This window comes from Streptomyces sp. NPDC058880, assembly GCF_042742535.1.
Lineage (GTDB): Bacteria > Actinomycetota > Actinomycetes > Streptomycetales > Streptomycetaceae > Streptomyces.
Genome location: NZ_JBHYMC010000050.1, coordinates 1 through 15,804, shown reverse-complemented (window position 1 = coordinate 15,804; position 15,804 = coordinate 1). Strand labels below are relative to the sequence as shown.

The 15,804-nt window shown below is 72.7% G+C and carries 13 protein-coding genes; 6 read left to right on the top strand and 7 right to left on the bottom strand.

Features of this window, described 5'->3' with window-relative positions:
* Window positions 1-170 precede the first annotated feature (170 nt).
* The 4 genes from ACFW2G_RS24415 to ACFW2G_RS24400 all read right to left on the bottom strand — a co-directional run bounded on the left by ACFW2G_RS24415 (window position 171) and on the right by ACFW2G_RS24400 (window position 3,574).
* Window positions 171-1,064: an amino acid ABC transporter permease gene (locus tag ACFW2G_RS24415; RefSeq protein WP_037929848.1), complete on the bottom strand. Its 894-nt coding sequence runs from the start codon at window positions 1,062-1,064 to the stop codon at window positions 171-173.
* Complete coding sequence (locus tag ACFW2G_RS24410) at window positions 1,061-1,735, bottom strand: amino acid ABC transporter permease (RefSeq protein ID WP_037929845.1); 675 nt, start codon at window positions 1,733-1,735, stop codon at window positions 1,061-1,063. The genes ACFW2G_RS24415 and ACFW2G_RS24410 overlap by 4 nt, the downstream gene beginning before the upstream one ends.
* A gap of 83 nt (window positions 1,736-1,818) precedes the next feature.
* Complete coding sequence (locus ACFW2G_RS24405; RefSeq protein ID WP_037929842.1) at window positions 1,819-2,670, bottom strand: glutamate ABC transporter substrate-binding protein; 852 nt, start codon at window positions 2,668-2,670, stop codon at window positions 1,819-1,821.
* Window positions 2,671-2,788: 118 nt separating this feature from the next.
* Window positions 2,789-3,574, bottom strand: a complete 786-nt coding sequence (locus ACFW2G_RS24400) for an amino acid ABC transporter ATP-binding protein (protein WP_037929838.1) — start codon at window positions 3,572-3,574, stop codon at window positions 2,789-2,791.
* Between the two features lie 365 nt (window positions 3,575-3,939).
* Here ACFW2G_RS24400 and ACFW2G_RS24395 point away from each other — a divergent pair, with 365 nt between their 5' ends.
* On the top strand, window positions 3,940-4,644 hold the full coding sequence (locus ACFW2G_RS24395; RefSeq protein ID WP_037929835.1) for a response regulator transcription factor: 705 nt from the start codon (window positions 3,940-3,942) through the stop codon (window positions 4,642-4,644).
* A 10-nt stretch (window positions 4,645-4,654) separates the two neighbouring features.
* Complete coding sequence (locus ACFW2G_RS24390; protein ID WP_384448271.1) at window positions 4,655-6,067, top strand: ATP-binding protein; 1,413 nt, start codon at window positions 4,655-4,657, stop codon at window positions 6,065-6,067.
* A gap of 23 nt (window positions 6,068-6,090) precedes the next feature.
* On the opposite strand, the gene ACFW2G_RS24385 is transcribed toward ACFW2G_RS24390, so the two are convergent.
* Together ACFW2G_RS24385 and ACFW2G_RS24380 are read right to left on the bottom strand one after the other, a co-directional pair.
* Window positions 6,091-8,226, bottom strand: a complete 2,136-nt coding sequence (locus tag ACFW2G_RS24385) for an endo-beta-N-acetylglucosaminidase (RefSeq protein ID WP_384448274.1) — start codon at window positions 8,224-8,226, stop codon at window positions 6,091-6,093.
* A gap of 164 nt (window positions 8,227-8,390) precedes the next feature.
* The gene (locus ACFW2G_RS24380) at window positions 8,391-9,644 is read right to left on the bottom strand and encodes a glycosyl hydrolase (protein ID WP_384584661.1); all 1,254 of its coding nucleotides are present in this window, start codon (window positions 9,642-9,644) and stop codon (window positions 8,391-8,393) included.
* Window positions 9,645-10,009: 365 nt separating this feature from the next.
* Between ACFW2G_RS24380 and ACFW2G_RS24375 the strand changes: the two genes are divergently transcribed.
* The gene (locus tag ACFW2G_RS24375) at window positions 10,010-11,137 is read left to right on the top strand and encodes a LacI family DNA-binding transcriptional regulator (protein ID WP_384584658.1); all 1,128 of its coding nucleotides are present in this window, start codon (window positions 10,010-10,012) and stop codon (window positions 11,135-11,137) included.
* An 84-nt stretch (window positions 11,138-11,221) separates the two neighbouring features.
* A complete protein-coding gene (locus ACFW2G_RS24370; RefSeq protein WP_384448424.1) occupies window positions 11,222-12,220 on the top strand; it encodes an ROK family protein in 999 nt (332 codons plus the stop codon).
* A 3-nt stretch (window positions 12,221-12,223) separates the two neighbouring features.
* Here the strand turns inward: ACFW2G_RS24370 and ACFW2G_RS24365 are convergent, their stop codons facing one another.
* Window positions 12,224-13,219, bottom strand: a complete 996-nt coding sequence (locus ACFW2G_RS24365) for a TAXI family TRAP transporter solute-binding subunit (RefSeq protein ID WP_037929823.1) — start codon at window positions 13,217-13,219, stop codon at window positions 12,224-12,226.
* 175 nt (window positions 13,220-13,394) lie between these two features.
* Here ACFW2G_RS24365 and miaB point away from each other — a divergent pair, with 175 nt between their 5' ends.
* Window positions 13,395-14,918, top strand: a complete 1,524-nt coding sequence (miaB, locus tag ACFW2G_RS24360; RefSeq protein WP_384448283.1) for a tRNA (N6-isopentenyl adenosine(37)-C2)-methylthiotransferase MiaB — start codon at window positions 13,395-13,397, stop codon at window positions 14,916-14,918.
* A 55-nt stretch (window positions 14,919-14,973) separates the two neighbouring features.
* Window positions 14,974-15,696 (top strand): hypothetical protein, encoded by a 723-nt coding sequence (locus tag ACFW2G_RS24355; RefSeq protein ID WP_384448287.1) that lies wholly within the window; start codon window positions 14,974-14,976, stop codon window positions 15,694-15,696.
* Window positions 15,697-15,804 lie beyond the last annotated feature (108 nt).

The window sequence follows — 15,804 nt, the reverse complement described above, 5'->3', positions numbered from 1 at the left end:
GGTGTTTTTTTCAACAAATACCTTTCCAACCTTTTGGTGTGGGTCGCCTACCCCCCCCCCCGCGGCCCCACCCCCGGGGGGGGGGGGGTGTTTTGGCCCCCCCCACCACGCTGGATAAGCACCATGGCTGACCGGACGTCAGGCCTCGGGGGCTGCCGGTCGGGGTACCGTCAGGCTCCGGCCGCGGTGTTCGCCCCGGGGACCGGGTCGTCGACCTCTTCCGCGCCGAGCACCGCGCCGGTGCTCTTCTTCGACCCCCGCAGCCGCTTCTCCAGCCAGGAGGCCAGAGTGGTCAGGGTGAAGTTCACCACGATGTAGATCAGGGCGATCACGAGCATCGTCGGGATCGTGTTGCTGTAGTTCGCCGCGATCTGCCGGTTCATGGAGAGCAGTTCCGCGAAGCCGAGCAGGGCGCCGCCGAGCGCGGTGTCCTTCAGGATCACGACCAGCTGGCTGACCAGCGCCGGCAGCATGGCCGTGACGGCCTGCGGCAGCAGCACGTGGGTCATGGTCTGGCCCTTGCGCAGGCCGATGGCCTTCGCCGCCTCCGACTGCCCCTTGGGGAGGGAGAGCACGCCCGCCCGGACGATCTCTGCGATGACGGCCGAGTTGTAGAGGACGAGGCCCGTGACCACGGCCCAGAACGGCCGGGTGTCGGAGGGGACGTCCATGAGCTGGGGGGCGTACAGCGCGCTGCTGAACAGCATCAGCATCAGCACCGGGATGGCGCGGAAGAACTCCACCCACGCGCCGACCGCTGCCCGGACTCCGGCGTGGTCGGACAGCCGGCCGATGCCCAGGGCCGCACCGAGCGGGAGGGCGATCACCATGGCCAGCGCACCGGCCTTGAGGGTCTCCACCAGACCGGGAATCAGGTACGTGGTCCAGACCCGGCTGTCGGTGACGAAGGGGGTCCACTTGTCGGCGTCGAGCTGGCCCTTCTCGCCCATGAGGGACAGCGCCCACCACAGGGCGAGACCGAACAGGACGACGAAGATCCCGCTGTAGATCCAGTTGCGCACCTTGGCCCGGGGGCCGGGGGTGTCGTACAGCACGGAGCTCATCGCTTCACCGCCACTCGCTTGGCCACCCAGCCCAGCAGCAGACCGGTGGGGAGGGTCAGAAGAACGAAACCGAGGGCGAACACCGCAAAGACGGCGAAGACCGCCTGGGCCTCGTTCTCCAGCATCTCCTTCATCAGCAGCGCCGCCTCGGCCACGCCGATGGTCGCCGCCACCGTGGTGTTCTTGGTGAGCGCGATCAGTACGTTGGCGAGCGGTGCGACGACCGCCCGGAAGGCCTGGGGGAGCACGATCAGCGTGAGCACCTGGAAGAAGCTCAGCCCCAGTGCGCGGGCCGCCTCGGCCTGGCCGACGGGCACGGTGTTGATGCCGGCGCGCAGGGCCTCGCAGACGAAGGTGCCGGTGTAGGCGACCAATCCGAGGACCGCGAGCCGGAAGCCGGTCTCCTTGAAGGTGGTGCCGCCCAGATCGATCCCGAGGGTCTGGCTGAGACCCAGCGAGCAGCCGATGACCAGCAAGGTCAGCGGAGTGTTGCGCACCAGGTTGACGTACGCGGTACCGAAGCCCCGCAGCAGCGGGACCGGGCTGACCCGCATTCCCGCCAGGACGGTGCCCCAGATCAGGGACCCGACCGCCGAGTAGAGGGTGAGCTGAACCGTCACCCAGAAGGCTCCGAGCACGTCGTACTGCCCGGAATCAAGAAAATCGAACACGATGCCCTGCGCTCTCCCCAGGATGGCCGGTGAGGTGCGCCGCCGCCCGAGGCAGGCGGGCGGCGACGTCCCTCACCGATGAATCAGCTGCCTTCGGTGATCTGCGGAGCAGGCTCGTTCTTGTAGTTGGCCGGGCCGAGGTTCGCGTCCACCGCCTTCTGCCAGCTGCCGTCCTCGACCATCTTCTTGAGCGCGGCGTTGATCTTGGTCTGGAGCTCCTTGTCGCCCTTCTTCAGGCCGATGCCGTAGTTCTCGTTGCTCATGCTCAGACCGACGAGCTTGAACTTGCCCTTGTTCTGCTCCTGCGCGGCATAGCCGGCCAGGATCGAGTTGTCCGTGGTGAGGGCGTCGACCTTGCCGTTCTCCAGGCCGGTGAGGCACTCGGAGTAGCCGCCCTGCTCCAGCAGGTCGGCCTCGGGGGCCAGGGTCTTCTTGACGTTCTGTGCCGAGGTGGAGCCGGTGACCGAGCAGAGCTTCTTCTTGTTCAGGTCCTCGACCTTGGTGATGCTCGTGTCGTCCGCGCGGACCAGCAGGTCCTGGTGCGCGAGGAAGTACGGGCCGGCGAAGTCGACCCGCTCCTTGCGCTTGTCGTTGATCGAGTAGGTCGCGACGATGAACTTGACGTCGCCGTTGGAGAGCAGGTTCTCGCGCTCGGCGCTGACGGCCTGCTTGAACTCGATCTGGTCGGGCTGGTAGCCGAGCTCCTTGGCGACGTAGGTCGCCACGTCGACGTCGAAGCCCGTGAACTTGCCGTCCGGGGTCTTCAGGCCGAGACCGGGCTGGTCGTACTTGATACCGACGACGATCTTGTCCTTGGTGCCACCGGACGCACCGCCGTCAGAGGCGGCGTCCTGCTTGCTGCCGCCACACGCGGTCGCGGTCAGGGACAGGGCGACGGCGACTGCCGCGGCCGCGGCGGCCTTGGAGATCTTCATGGTGAACTTCCCTCGGATGAGACGTTGTTGAACGACGAGCGACGCTTGCGGCGCACGCACGGCCGACAGGAACCCGTCCGGCGGTGATCCGCACACGGATCACTACCAGACGTAAACCTCAGTGGTGCAGGATCTTCGACAGGAAGTCCTTCGCCCGATCACTGCGCGGGTTGCTGAAGAACTGCTCGGGGGTGGCCTCTTCGACGATCTTTCCGTCGGCCATGAAGACGACCCGGTTCGCCGCGGAGCGGGCGAAGCCCATCTCGTGCGTCACGACCACCATGGTCATCCCCTCGCGGGCGAGCTGCTGCATGACCTCCAGCACCTCGTTGATCATCTCCGGGTCGAGGGCCGAGGTGGGCTCGTCGAAGAGCATCACCTTCGGCTCCATCGCCAGCGCGCGGGCGATGGCCACGCGCTGCTGCTGGCCGCCGGAGAGCTGGGCCGGGTACTTGTCGGCCTGGGTGCCGACGCCGACCCGCTCCAGCAGGGACACCGCCTTCGCGCGGGCCGTGGCCTGATCGGTCTTGCGGACCTTCAGCTGGCCCAGCATGACGTTCTCCAGCACCGTCTTGTGCGCGAAGAGATTGAAGGACTGGAACACCATGCCGACGTCGGCGCGCAGACGGGCGAGCTCCTTGCCCTCGGAGGGCAGCTCCTTGCCGTCGAGCGTGATGGTGCCCGAGTCGATGGTCTCCAGGCGGTTGATGGTCCGGCACAGCGTGGACTTGCCCGATCCCGAAGGACCGATCACCACGACCACCTCGCCGCGGGCAATGCTCAGATCGATGTCCTGAAGCACGTGCAGCGCGCCGAAGTGCTTGTTGACGTTGCTCAGCACGACCAGGTCGTCCGCGGTACCGGCCGCGTCCTGAACGTCCTTGGTCACTGATACTCCGCTCATCGGCTTCTAGCTCCGTCCTCCTCGGTTGGGAGGACAGTAGTGACGACCCGCGCACAACGTCATCACATCTGAGGGAGAATTGAGCATAACGATCCGGCCTCCAACGGATACGCTCCGTGCGCGGCCCCGGCGTGGTCGATCATGCGCGCGTACCGGGTGCATAACGGAAGGCCCGCCGCGGCGGAACCCCCTTGACGTGGGACTCCGCATCGGCGTGGATGCAGGGTGGCCTTTTCTGCGGCCGTGCGTCCGGCACCGACCTGCCGCGCGGGCCGGGAAACCGCAAGGACCGTGACCTCCGACCGAGACCACGGCCGAGATTCGGGTACCGGTCGACCGAGAAAGAATGAGGAAAGGGGGACGACATGAGACTGCTGCTCGTCGAGGACGACGACCACGTCGCCGCCGCCCTGTCCGCGGTCCTCGCCCGGCACGGCTTCCAGGTCACCCACGCCCGCAACGGCGAGGAGGCGCTCCAGGCGCTGCTGCCCGCCGGCGCCCCGCCCTTCGGCGTGGTCCTGCTCGATCTCGGCCTGCCCGACCAAGACGGCTACGAGGTGTGCGGCAAGATCCGCAAGCGCACCGCCACGCCCGTCATCATGGTCACCGCGCGGGCCGACGTACGCTCCCGGATCCACGGCCTGAACATGGGAGCCGACGACTACGTCGTCAAGCCCTACGACACCGGCGAGCTCCTCGCCCGCATCCACGCCGTCGCCCGGCGCACCGGGGCCTCCGAGGAGGCGCTCGCCACCGGAACCGGTGCTCCCCCCACCGTCCGCCTCGGCCCCGTCAGCATCGAGCTGCCCACCCGCCGGGTCAGCGTGGACGGCATCGACGTACCCCTCACGCGCAAGGAGTTCGACCTGCTGGCCCTGCTCGCCCAGCGGCCCGGTGTCGTCTTCCGGCGCGAGCAGATCATCAGCGAGGTGTGGCGCACCAGCTGGGAGGGGACCGGGCGCACCCTGGAGGTCCACGTCGCCTCGCTGCGCTCCAAGCTGCGCATGCCCGCCCTGATCGAGACCGTCCGAGGGGTGGGCTACCGGCTCGTCGCCCCCACCGCCCCCTAGGGACCCTGCCGTGCGCGCACGTCTGCTGCCCCTGCTCGTCATCCTGATGGCGGGCACGCTCCTCGCGCTCGGCTTCCCGCTCGCGGTGTCCCTCGCCGCCGGGCAGCAGCAGCGGGTCGTGGTCGACCGCATCGACGACAGTGCCCGCTTCGCCGCCCTCGCCCAGTTCGTCATCGACGCCGAGGGGGCCGGTTCCACCGGCGCCGGCGAGCGCCGGGACCTCCTCCAGCTCGAACTCGCCCGCTACCAGGAGCTGTACGGCATCCGCGTCGGGGTCTTCCTCCGCGACGACCACGCCCTGGCGCGTTCCCCCGGCTGGTGGCAGCTCCCCGAATCCGGCGAGGGCCGCCGTGCCTTCAAAGAGGCGCTCGCCGGGCGCCGCAGCCACGACCCGCCGCAGGTGTGGCCCTGGCAGACCAACGGAAAGCTGCTCGTCGTCTCCCCGGTCGTCCTCGACGGCGACGTGGTTGCGGTCGTCGCCACCGAATCGCCGACCGACCTCATGCGCGGCCGAATCCTGACGGGCTGGCTGCTCATCGCCGGCGGCCTCGCGGCCGCGATGCTGGTCGCCTTCGGCGCCGCCCTGCGGCTCACCAGCTGGGTGCTCAAGCCCGTACGGACCCTGGACGCCGCCGCCCACGGCATCGCCACCGGGCGGATGAACTCCAGGGTCGCGGCCGCCAGCGGACCGCCGGAACTACAGCGCCTGGCCCACTCGTTCAACGAGATGGCCGACAACGTCGAAGAGGCGCTGGAGCAACAGCGGGCCTTCGTCGCCGACGCCTCGCACCAGTTGCGCAACCCGCTCGCGGCGCTGCTCCTGCGCATCGAACTGCTGGCCCTCGAACTGCCCGAGGGCAACGAGGAGATCGCCTCCGTACGGACCGAGGGCAAGCGCCTGACCCAGGTCCTGGACGACCTCCTCGACCTCGCGCTGGCCGAGCACGCCTCCGCCGAGATCAGCCTCACCGACGTCGGCGCGCTGGCGGCGGAGCGGGTCGCCGCCTGGCGGCCGTACGCCGAGGAGAAGGGCGTCCGGCTCGCCGAGGGGGGCCGGACCGCCGTCACCGGCTGGGCGGACCCCATCGCGCTGTCCAGCGCGCTCGACGCCGTCATCGACAACGCCCTCAAGTTCACGCCCGCCGGCGAGGAGGTCGAGGTGTCGGTCTCGGCCGAGGGCCGCTCAGTGCGCGTCGTCGTCGCCGACCGCGGGCCCGGCCTCACCGAGGACGAGCTGCAGCGCGTCGGCGACCGCTTCTGGCGCAGCGGCCGCCACCAGAACATCAAGGGCTCCGGACTCGGCCTGTCGATCTCCCGGGCCCTGCTGGCCGCGGGCGGCGGGACCCTCGCCTACGAGACGAACCCGCCGCACGGACTGCGCGTGACCGTGACCGTCCCGCGCACCGGCCCCGAGGCCTCCTGACCCCCGGCCCGATCCCGGCCGGGTCACGGCTCCCAGGGCAGGACCGCGGGGGCTGGTGCAGACGTCGCGTACAGCTCGTCGACGGCCCGTACCTCGAAGACGGCGGCCCGTTCCCGGCCCGCGCGGGGGACTCCCGGGAGGTAGAGAGCGGTGCCGCAGGTCCCGCCGAGGAAGCGGCGGCTGCCGTTCGGGAGCACCCGGTGCACCTCGTGGTGGCGCGGGGGCCCGTCGGTGCCGGCCGCCGCCCGCCAGGACAGGCGGAGCCAGGCCCTGCCGTCCCGGTGGGCGGCGGCGTCCACGGCGGCCGCGGTGGGCGGGGCCGGGCACCGGGTGCGGGCACCGTCGTGCACCGACAGCGCCCCGAGCCGCCACAGCGTCGGCCTGCCCGCGGGCGCGGTGATCCGTACGGCCAGGGCGTGCGCGGTCCTGCCCGCCAGCGGTGCGAGCGCGGCCCGGGCCGTCTGCCAGCCCGCCCCGGTCGCCGCGCTCCCGGCCCGTAGCCAGGTGTACGGGACCGGCTCGCCCGGGGCGGACGGCTCGCGGGTGGCCACGCCGACCTCGACGGTGACCGGACCCGACCCGGTCGCGTGCACCAGCTCCACGACGCTCGCCCGGCTCAGCGGCAGCCGGGTGGCGTGCAGCCCGACGGCGACCGGGGCCGTCAGGTCGCCCGAGACCAGCAGGCTGGAGCCGCCGCGCCAGGCGTCCGCAAAGTCCAGGGTGACGGACGGAGGCGTTCCGGCGGTCTCCACGACCCAGCGCCGGCCCGGCAGCCGGTCCTGGAGCCCGAGATGGTTCCAGGGCGTGTCGGAGGCGACCCGGCCGTTCTCGTACCAGCGCAGGCCGTGTCCGGTGTTGAAGGAGCAGGCGAAGGGGAGCCCGGTGACCGTGGACCGGTCGGCGACGGCCGTCGCGGGAGCCCGCCAGGAAGTCTCGGGCGCGGGCCGGGACGGGTCCAGGGACTCACCCGTCCAGAACCGGTCGTCCGCCTGGTGGAAGGCGCCGGGGGAGCGGTCGGCGAGGTGGCCCAGCGTCCATTCGGGCCGGTAGAAGGCATAGCTGACGACGTGGTCGCCGGTCCGCGGGATGATCGCGTCCCAGCGGACGTCGGTGTTCCAGCCCCGGGACTCCGTGTCCACGGCCGCCCACAGCTCGTGGCGGGAGCGGCCCAGCCGGTCGGCGAGCGCGCCCGACGCGGCCAGCGTCTGCGGGGTCCAGCGGAAGTCCACGAACACGGTGTCCGCGACCCTTCCGGCGCGGTCCTCGAAGAAGTCCTGGTTGAGGGCGTTCAAGGCGCCCTGCCAGCCCACCCGGCCGGTGCTGTTCATGGCGTCGTACCAGGTGATCCGCAGACCGTGCGGCTCGCCCGCCGACCGCAGGGCCCGCAGGAACTCCCGCATCCGGGTGGCGAGGGCGCTGTCGCCGCCGTCGGTCTCGGCGTTGACGAACCAGCCGTCGAAGCCGTACGTCCGCGCGACCCGGACGAGCTGCTCCGCGATCGGGAAGCACCCGAAGCGGTCGCGCTGCACCAGGTCGCGGGTCCATTGCAGGTCGCCGCCGTACGCCACGGGCGGCAGGAACACGTTGCCCAGCACGCGGACCCCGTTGCGGTGGGCGGCGTCGACGACCGGCGCGTTCGGGGCCAGGATGATCCCCTCGCCCGCGGAGCCGCCCCAGAAGACCAGCTCGTCGATGTACGCCCAGTGCGTGAGCGCGTAGTAGTCGGCGGTGGCGGAGCCCTGCGCGGGGTTCCCGGCGGTCGGCGCGAAGGAGACGAGGGAGGCGATCCCGGCCTGGCCGGCCCGGGCCGTCCCGTTCGCCGGGACGGGGGTGAACCGCTCGGCGAGCGGCACGGTCGCGGTGTTGTGGGCCAGGTCGGGGTCGCTCCCGGGGGTCCACCGGCTGAGCGAGCGCCACACGATACCGGGGCCCGGGGTGCCTGCCGGGAGGGAGTCGGGGAACCAGTAGGAGGCGTACGGGGCCAGGTCGCCGGGGGCCGGCCGGTGCTCGGGCCCGGCCGTGGCCGCCGCGGCCCGGGTGCGGCCGGCCACGCCCAGCAGGGCGGCGGCGCACGCCCCGGCGGCCAGCGCTCTGCGCCGGGTCGGGCGTAACGGGACGGGCCGCGTACGGGGGTCGACGCCGTGGTCGGTCTCGGACATGCGGGGCTCCTCACAAGGCGCGGGGTCGGGGTCGGGGTCGGTTCCGATGGGCCGGGCCGCTTCCTGTCGGTCTGGGCCGGCGCCGGGGCGTGGTGTGCGGGGCGCGGGGCGGCGCCGGGGCGTGGTGCGCGGGGCGGGGCCGGGCGCCTTCGGGCCGCGTCGGGTCACAGCACGTCGCGTACGTGCAGCACTTCGGTGATCCCGCGCGCCGCCAGGTGGCCAGGGTCCCCGGCGCGCTCCGCCAGCACCACCGCGGGGCGCACCCCCCGGGCCGTCAGCACCGTCCAGGCGTCGAAGAAGACACCGCCGGGGGCGCACACGGAACGGCCGGGGGCCCGCTCCGCCCCACCCACGTCCACGGCCAGCGCGGTGGAGCGCGGTGCGGGACGGTGTACGAGGCCCTGCCACTCCCGGGCGAGCCGGGCGAGCGCGGCGCCGGCCGGCTTGGTGCTGCCATCGTTGGCGAGCAGGCCGAGGCCGTACTCCAGCTCCGGGAAGTCGGCGAGCTCCCGGGACACGTCGTGCGAGCACCACCACGTCACACCCCACAGGTCCGGGCAGTCCAGCGCGTTCACGACGGTGGCCTCGGTGAACCGGGCCGCCTGCTCCGGCCCGATCAGCGGCGCCGGTGCGCCGGCCTCCTGCAGCCACACCGGCCGGTGCGGATCGGGCGCCCAGGCCTTGGAGAGCTCGATCAGGTACGCGGCGTGGTGCTCGGTCGCCGTACCGCGCGCGCCGTGCCGCTGCGCGGTGCCGTCGAACACCCAGGAGTGGACGGCGGTCGCCCCGCCCAGGCCGGCGGCCTGGGCGGGCGTGAAGGGATGGTCGCCCCGGTACCAGACGGCGTCGTACTCGGCGTGCACGTGGAGCCGGCCGGGCGCCCCGAGCTCGCAGGCCGCGAGCATACGCTCCAGCCAGTCGGCGGCCTGCGCCGGGGTGATGCGGTCCGGGTCGGGGTGCGGGGCACCGGAGAACTGATTGATCTCGTTGCCGACGGTCATGCCGAGGAAGTTCGGCCGGTCGGCGAGTGCCGCGGCAAGCGTGCGCAGGTACTCCTCCTGCCCGGCGATCACGTCCGGGTCGGTGAAGAGGCTGCGTCGGTGCCAGGTCCGGGTCCAGGCGGGCAGGAAGTCGAAGCTGGACACGTGCCCCTGCAGCCCGTCCACACTCACGTCGAGCCCGCGTCCGGCGGCGGCGTCCGCGAGGGCGACGAGCTGCTCGACGGCGCGCGGCCGGATCAGCGCCCGGTTGGGCTGGAAGACCGGCCACAGGGGGAACACCCGGACGTGGTCCAGCCCGAGCGCGGCGATCGCGTCGAGATCGGCCCGGACCGCGTCGAGGTCGAAGTCGAGCCAGTGGTGGAACCAGCCCTCGGCGGGCGTGTAGTTGGCACCGAAGCGGGGCGCGTGTTCCTGCACAGGGCGTCCTGATTTCTGGAGTGTGCACGAATTCACCGGACGGGCGACAAACTGCCGGTGCGGGTGCGGAAAGTCAACAGGGCCTCCGTAGCGTCCACTTATGCGCTTCAGTCCCTTCAGTACAAGGCCACTGTTCTGAACTGCCCTGTCGGCTAATGCGGTTTAGCGCTGCGGCCTGCATGGGAACTGTGCGGAAACGGACAGCCGATTTCCGGTCATCGCGGCCGGCTGTTCCCGGGCGTCCCCGCACGGCGCGGCGATCGGCGGTTGCGGTGATCGGGGGGTGTCCGACGCTGCCGGATCGCGTACGGTCCGGCCATCGCCGTCCGTAGTCCGCACCGCCCGAAGGATGAATGAGGCAGGCCATGGCCCGCAGACCCACGATCAAGGACATCGCCCGACGGGCCGGAGTCTCGCAGAGCGCCGTCTCCTTCGCGCTCAACGACCGGCCCGGCGTGTCGAAGGACACCCGGGCCCGGATCCGTCGCGTCGCCGACGAACTCGGCTGGCAGGCCAACAGCGCGGCCCGGGCACTGTCCGGCGAACGCTCCGGAGCCGTCGGGCTCGTGCTGGCCCGCCCCGCGCACACACTCGGCGTCGAGTCCTTCTTCCTGCAGCTCGTCTCCGGCATCCAGGAGGTCCTGGCCGGGGCCCGAACCGCCCTGCTGTTCCAGGTCGTCCAAGACGTCGACGCCGAATGCGCGGTATACCGCCGCTGGTGGGCGGAAGGGCGGGTGGACGGCGTACTCGTCGTCGACCCCCGGACGGGGGACCCGCGACCGGAGCTCCTGGCCGAACTGGGCCTGCCCGCGGTCACCATCGGCGAGCCCGACCCCCGGACCACACCCACCCCGGCCCTCCCGGTCCCCGAGGTCTCCGGGCCCGCCCCGGTCCCCGGCTCCCCGGTGCTCCCCGCCACGGCGCCCGTCTCGTCCGTCTCGTCCGTCCGGGCCGACGACGCAGGAGCCATGGCACAGGTACTGGACCACCTCCACGGGCTGGGCCACCGCAGAATCATCCACATCGCGGGGCTCCCCGGCCTCGCGCACACGGCCCGCCGGATGGAGTCCCTGCGGGCCGGGGCCGAGTCCCGGGGCCTCGGCCCGGACCAGGTGCGCTCCGTGGTCACCGACTACTCCGACGCGGAGGGCGCGGCCGCCACCCGGCGGGTCCTCGCCGAGCCGCAGGCGCCGACCGCGCTCGTCTACGACAACGACGTGATGGCCGTGGCCGGCTGCGCCGTCGCCGCCGAGCTGGGCATTCCCGTGCCCGGCCGATTGTCGATCGTCGCCTGGGACGACTCCGCGCTGTGCCGCCTCACCCACCCGAGCCTCACGGCCCTCGTCCGCGACACGGCGGGCTTCGGCCGGCTGGCCGCCGAGGAACTGCTGTCCCTGCTCGCCGGCGGGCCGCCGGGGGTCCGGGAGAGCGAGCGGCCGAGGCTGGAGCCTCGCGGCAGTACGGCGCCGCCCCCGGCGCATACTGGTCCCTGACCTCTTCCTGGAGCCGCCACCGTGATCACCCACACCGCCCCGTCGCCCACGCCGCGCGCCGCCGCAGCGGCCGCCGGACCGACGGTGGCGATCGACATCGGCGGCACGAAAATCGCCGGGGCGCTGGTGCATCCGGACGGAACGATGTCGGCCACCACCCGCCGCGCCACCCCGCGCGGAGGGGACGCCGAAGACGTCATGGCGGCGGTGGCCGAGGTCGTCGCCGACCTGTCCCGATCGCCGCTGTGGCCCTTCGCCGTCCGCTGCGGGATCGGCAGCGCAGGCCCGGTGGACACGTCCCGGGGCACGGTCAGCCCGGTCAACATCGGAGCGTGGCGGGATTTCCCCGTCCAGGAGCGGGTCGCGGCGGAGCTCGCGGCGCGCGGTGCCGACCTGCCGACCGTACTCGCCGGTGACGGCGTGGCGATGACGGCGGCCGAGCACTGGCTGGGCGCGGCCCGCGGCCACGCGAACGCCCTGTGCCTGGTGGTCTCCACGGGCGTCGGCGGCGGCCTGATCCTGAACGGTCGGCTCCACCCCGGTCCGACCGGCAACGCGGGCCACATCGGACACATCAGCGTGGCCTTCGACGGCGAGCCGTGCGCCTGCGGCGGCCGCGGCTGCGTCGAGTCGATCGCCTCCGGCACGGCGATCGCCCGCTGGGCCCTCGCTCAGGGCTGGACCCCGTCGGCGGGCTCCGTCCGGAGCGGCCGCGACGGCGCGGACGGCGCTCCCGGCCCCGGCACCACGCGCGACGCCACCGCGGCAGGCGTGGCGGCGTCCGCCGCGCAGGGCGACCCGGTCGCACGGGCCGCCTTCGACCGCGCCGGCCGCGCCCTGGCCGCCGGCATCGCGGCCGGCGCCACCCTCGTGGAGACGGACATCGCGGTCATCGGAGGCGGAGTGGCCGCCGCCGGGGACGTCCTCTTCGGTCCGATCCGCGCCCACCTCGCCCGGTACGCCACACTCTCCTTCGTCCAGAACCTCCAGGTGGTGCCGGCGGCCCTGGGCACCCACGCGGGACTGATCGGCGCGGCCGCTGCGGCGACGATGCTGCTGCCCCCGTCCTCGCCCGCGGCGTGAACGTCAGGGCTTGACGGACCGGTAGTAGCGCCGGGCTCCCTCGTGGAGCTCCAGGGGATCGGTGTAGATCGCCGTGCGCAGGTCCACCAGCTGCGCCGCGTGCACCTCGCGCCCGACCCGGTCGCGGCTCAGGATCACCGTGCGGGTGAGCCGCTCGGTCAGCGCGGCGTCGGTCTTGGCCGTGGTGACCAGCAGGTTCGGCACGGCCAGGGTGGTCACCGCGCTGGTGTTGCGCGCCCGCGTGTACGCGTCCTGCGGCATGACGGCCGTCCGGTAGTAGCGCGCCGGGCCACCGTTGCTCTGGAGCTGCTCCACCAGGTCGCCGAGCTGGACGAGCCGGATGTCGAAGCGTTCGGACAGTTCGCGCACCGCGTTGGTCGGCAGGCCGCCGGACCAGAAGAAGGCGTCGATACGGTCCGCCTCCAGCTCGGCGGGCATCGTGTCGAGTCCGATGGACACCGGTGTGACGTCCAGGACCGGGTCGATCCCCGCCGCGGTGAGCAGCCACTCCGCGATGAGCCGCACCCCGGAACCGGGCTGGCCGATCGCCACCCGCTTGCCCCGCAGGTCCCGCGCCGACTGCACCGGTGACCCGGCCGGCACCACCAGCTGCACGTAGTCGTCGTAGAGCCGCGCGCATCCGCGCAGCAGGTCCGCGTCCGGTTTGCCGTCGAGCCGGTACTTGGCGACGGCGTCCGCCGTCGCCACGGTGAAGTCCGCCTCCCCGGTGGCCAGCCGCTTCAGGTTCTCCTGCGAGCCCTCGCTGGTCACCAGCGTGACGTCCACCCCGGGCATGTCACGTCCGAGCGCCTGCTGCAACAGCGTTCCGTACCGGTGGTAGACACCGGTCCGCGCCCCCGTGCTGAAGGTCAGATCGCCCTCCGGCTCCGCTTGCCCGAAGGGCTTCAGCCACCACGTGAGCACACCGAGCACGGCGAGTACGGTCACCAGGACCCGCAGGGCGTGGCGCCTGCTGATCCGGGGCGGTACGAGAGGCATGGGCGCGATCCTGCCACCCGGCCGCCCTCCTGTCACGGCGCGGACCGCCCCCCGCCCCCGCCCAAGGCCGCCGTCGATGCCCTTGACCTGCGGCTCGTCCGGCGAGGCCGGCGTCCTCCCGGTGAGCCGGCGGACGGCGGCCGGAGGGCTTCCGTCCACCGCCTACCCTTGTCGCATGACCAGCAGCGACCGGAGCCAGGCAGTGGACGAGAAGCGAAGCTACGAGGTGCGCACCTACGGGTGCCAGATGAACGTGCACGACTCGGAGCGGCTCTCCGGTCTGCTGGAGGACGCCGGCTACGTCCGGGCGCCCGAGGGCTCCGACGGCGACGCCGACGTCGTGGTCTTCAACACCTGCGCGGTCCGCGAGAACGCCGACAACAAGCTGTACGGCAACCTCGGCCGGCTCGCCCCGATGAAGACCAAGCGCCCCGGCATGCAGATCGCCGTCGGCGGCTGCCTCGCCCAGAAGGACCGCGACACGATCGTCAGGAAGGCCCCCTGGGTCGACGTCGTCTTCGGTACGCACAACATCGGCAAGCTGCCCGTGCTGCTGGAGCGCGCCCGCATCCAGGAGGAAGCGCAGATCGAGATCGCCGAGTCTCTGGAGGCCTTCCCCTCCACGCTCCCGACCCGCCGCGAGTCCGCGTACGCCGCATGGGTCTCGATCTCCGTCGGCTGCAACAACACCTGCACCTTCTGCATCGTCCCGGCGCTGCGCGGCAAGGAGGAGGACCGCCGCCCCGGCGACATCCTCGCCGAGGTGGAGGCCCTGGTCGCCGAGGGCGTCTCGGAGATCACCCTGCTCGGCCAGAACGTGAACGCCTACGGCTCCGACCTGGGCGACCGTGAGGCGTTCAGCAAGCTGTTGCGCGCCTGCGGCCAGATCGAGGGCCTGGAGCGGGTCCGCTTCACCTCCCCGCACCCCCGCGACTTCACCGACGACGTGATCGCCGCGATGGCCGAGACCCCGAACGTGATGCCGCAGCTGCACATGCCGCTGCAGTCCGGCTCCGACCCGATCCTGAAGGCGATGCGCCGCTCGTACCGCCAGGAGCGCTTCCTCGGCATCATCGAGAAGGTGCGCGCCGCGATCCCGCACGCCGCGATCTCCACCGACATCATCGTGGGCTTCCCCGGTGAGACGGAGGAGGACTTCCAGCAGACGATGCACGTGGTGCGCGAGGCCCGCTTCGCGAACGCCTTCACCTTCCAGTACTCCAAGCGGCCCGGCACCCCCGCCGCCGACATGGACGGGCAGATCCCCAAGGAGGTCGTGCAGGACCGCTACATGCGCCTGGTCGCCCTCCAGGAGGAAATCTCCTGGGAGGAGAACAAGAAGCAGGTCGGCCGCACGCTGGAGGTCATGGTCGCGGAGGGCGAGGGCCGCAAGGACGGTGCGACGCACCGCCTGTCCGGCCGCGCCCCCGACAACCGCCTGGTCCACTTCACGAAGCCGGAGCAGGACGTCCGCCCCGGCGACGTGGTCACCGTCGACATCACCTACGCCGCCCCGCACCACCTGCTGGCCGAGGGCCCGACGCGGACCGTGCGCCGCACCCGCGCCGGCGACGCCTGGGAGAAGCGCAACGCCGCCCCGGCCCAGCCTGCGGGCGTCATGCTCGGCATCCCCACGCTCGGCGTCCCCGCGCCGCTCCCGGCCGCCGCCTCCGGCTGCTCGGTGCCCGCCTCCTCCTGAGGGACGGGCCCGCCTTCGGCCCGGGCTGCGGGGCGGTGCGGCTAGGCTGCGGATCATGCTCGTAGCCGCCGCCGTCTGCCCCGCCCCGCCGCTGCTCGTACCGGAGGTCGCCGCGGGCGCCGCCGCCGAACTCGGCGACGCCCGCACCGCCTGCTCCGACGCGCTCGCGGTGCTCGCCGCCTCCCGGCCCGACCTGCTGGTCGTGGTCGGGGCCGCCGCCGAGGGCGGTGGATACGACCAGGGCACCCCCGGCAGCTTCGCCGGCTTCGGCGTGGACCTGACCGTCACCCTGGGCCCGGACCTGGGCGAGGCGCCGAGCCAGCACGCCTCCACGGGCACCCTCCCGGCGTCCCTCGCGGTGGCCGGATGGCTGCTCGGCCGGGCCCGGTGGGCGGCCGCCCCGGTCGCCGGCGTGGCCGTCGCCGAGGACCTGCCCCCGAGCGGTTGCGGCCTCCTCGGTGCGGATCTGGGGCGTTCCGCCGCACGCGTGGCGATGCTGGTCCTCGGGGACGGCAGCGCCTGCCGCACCCTCAAGGCCCCCGGATACCTGGACGAGCGCGCCGCGGGATTCGACGCCGCCGCCGCCCGTGCGCTGGGCGCCGCCGATGCGGCTGCGCTCGCCGCGATCGACGCCGGGCTCGCGGCCGAGCTCCAGGCCTCGGGTCGGGCGCCGTGGCAGGTGCTGGCCGGCGCCGCGCAGGGTGCGGACCTCGTCGGGCGGCTGCTGTACGAGGACGCCCCGTACGGCGTGGGGTACATGGTTGCCACCTGGTCGTAGCCGGCGCCACCCGGCCGCAGCGGTGGCCGGCCCGCCGGCACCCGCAGCAGGTCTCCACCGGCCCTGAGCGCCGAAGGGGCCTGGAACCGGCACCAGCCGGTTCCAGGC

Coding starts and splice junctions, on each gene's coding strand:
- ACFW2G_RS24375 (WP_384584658.1), top strand. CDS start 10,010: ATGGCCCGCAGACCCACGATCAAGGACATCGCCCGACGGGCCGGAGTC.
- ACFW2G_RS24415 (WP_037929848.1), bottom strand. CDS start 1,064: ATGAGCTCCGTGCTGTACGACACCCCCGGCCCCCGGGCCAAGGTGCGC.
- ACFW2G_RS24365 (WP_037929823.1), bottom strand. CDS start 13,219: ATGCCTCTCGTACCGCCCCGGATCAGCAGGCGCCACGCCCTGCGGGTC.
- ACFW2G_RS24395 (WP_037929835.1), top strand. CDS start 3,940: ATGAGACTGCTGCTCGTCGAGGACGACGACCACGTCGCCGCCGCCCTG.
- miaB (WP_384448283.1), top strand. CDS start 13,395: ATGACCAGCAGCGACCGGAGCCAGGCAGTGGACGAGAAGCGAAGCTAC.
- ACFW2G_RS24405 (WP_037929842.1), bottom strand. CDS start 2,670: ATGAAGATCTCCAAGGCCGCCGCGGCCGCGGCAGTCGCCGTCGCCCTG.
- ACFW2G_RS24385 (WP_384448274.1), bottom strand. CDS start 8,226: ATGTCCGAGACCGACCACGGCGTCGACCCCCGTACGCGGCCCGTCCCG.
- ACFW2G_RS24355 (WP_384448287.1), top strand. CDS start 14,974: ATGCTCGTAGCCGCCGCCGTCTGCCCCGCCCCGCCGCTGCTCGTACCG.
- ACFW2G_RS24400 (WP_037929838.1), bottom strand. CDS start 3,574: ATGAGCGGAGTATCAGTGACCAAGGACGTTCAGGACGCGGCCGGTACC.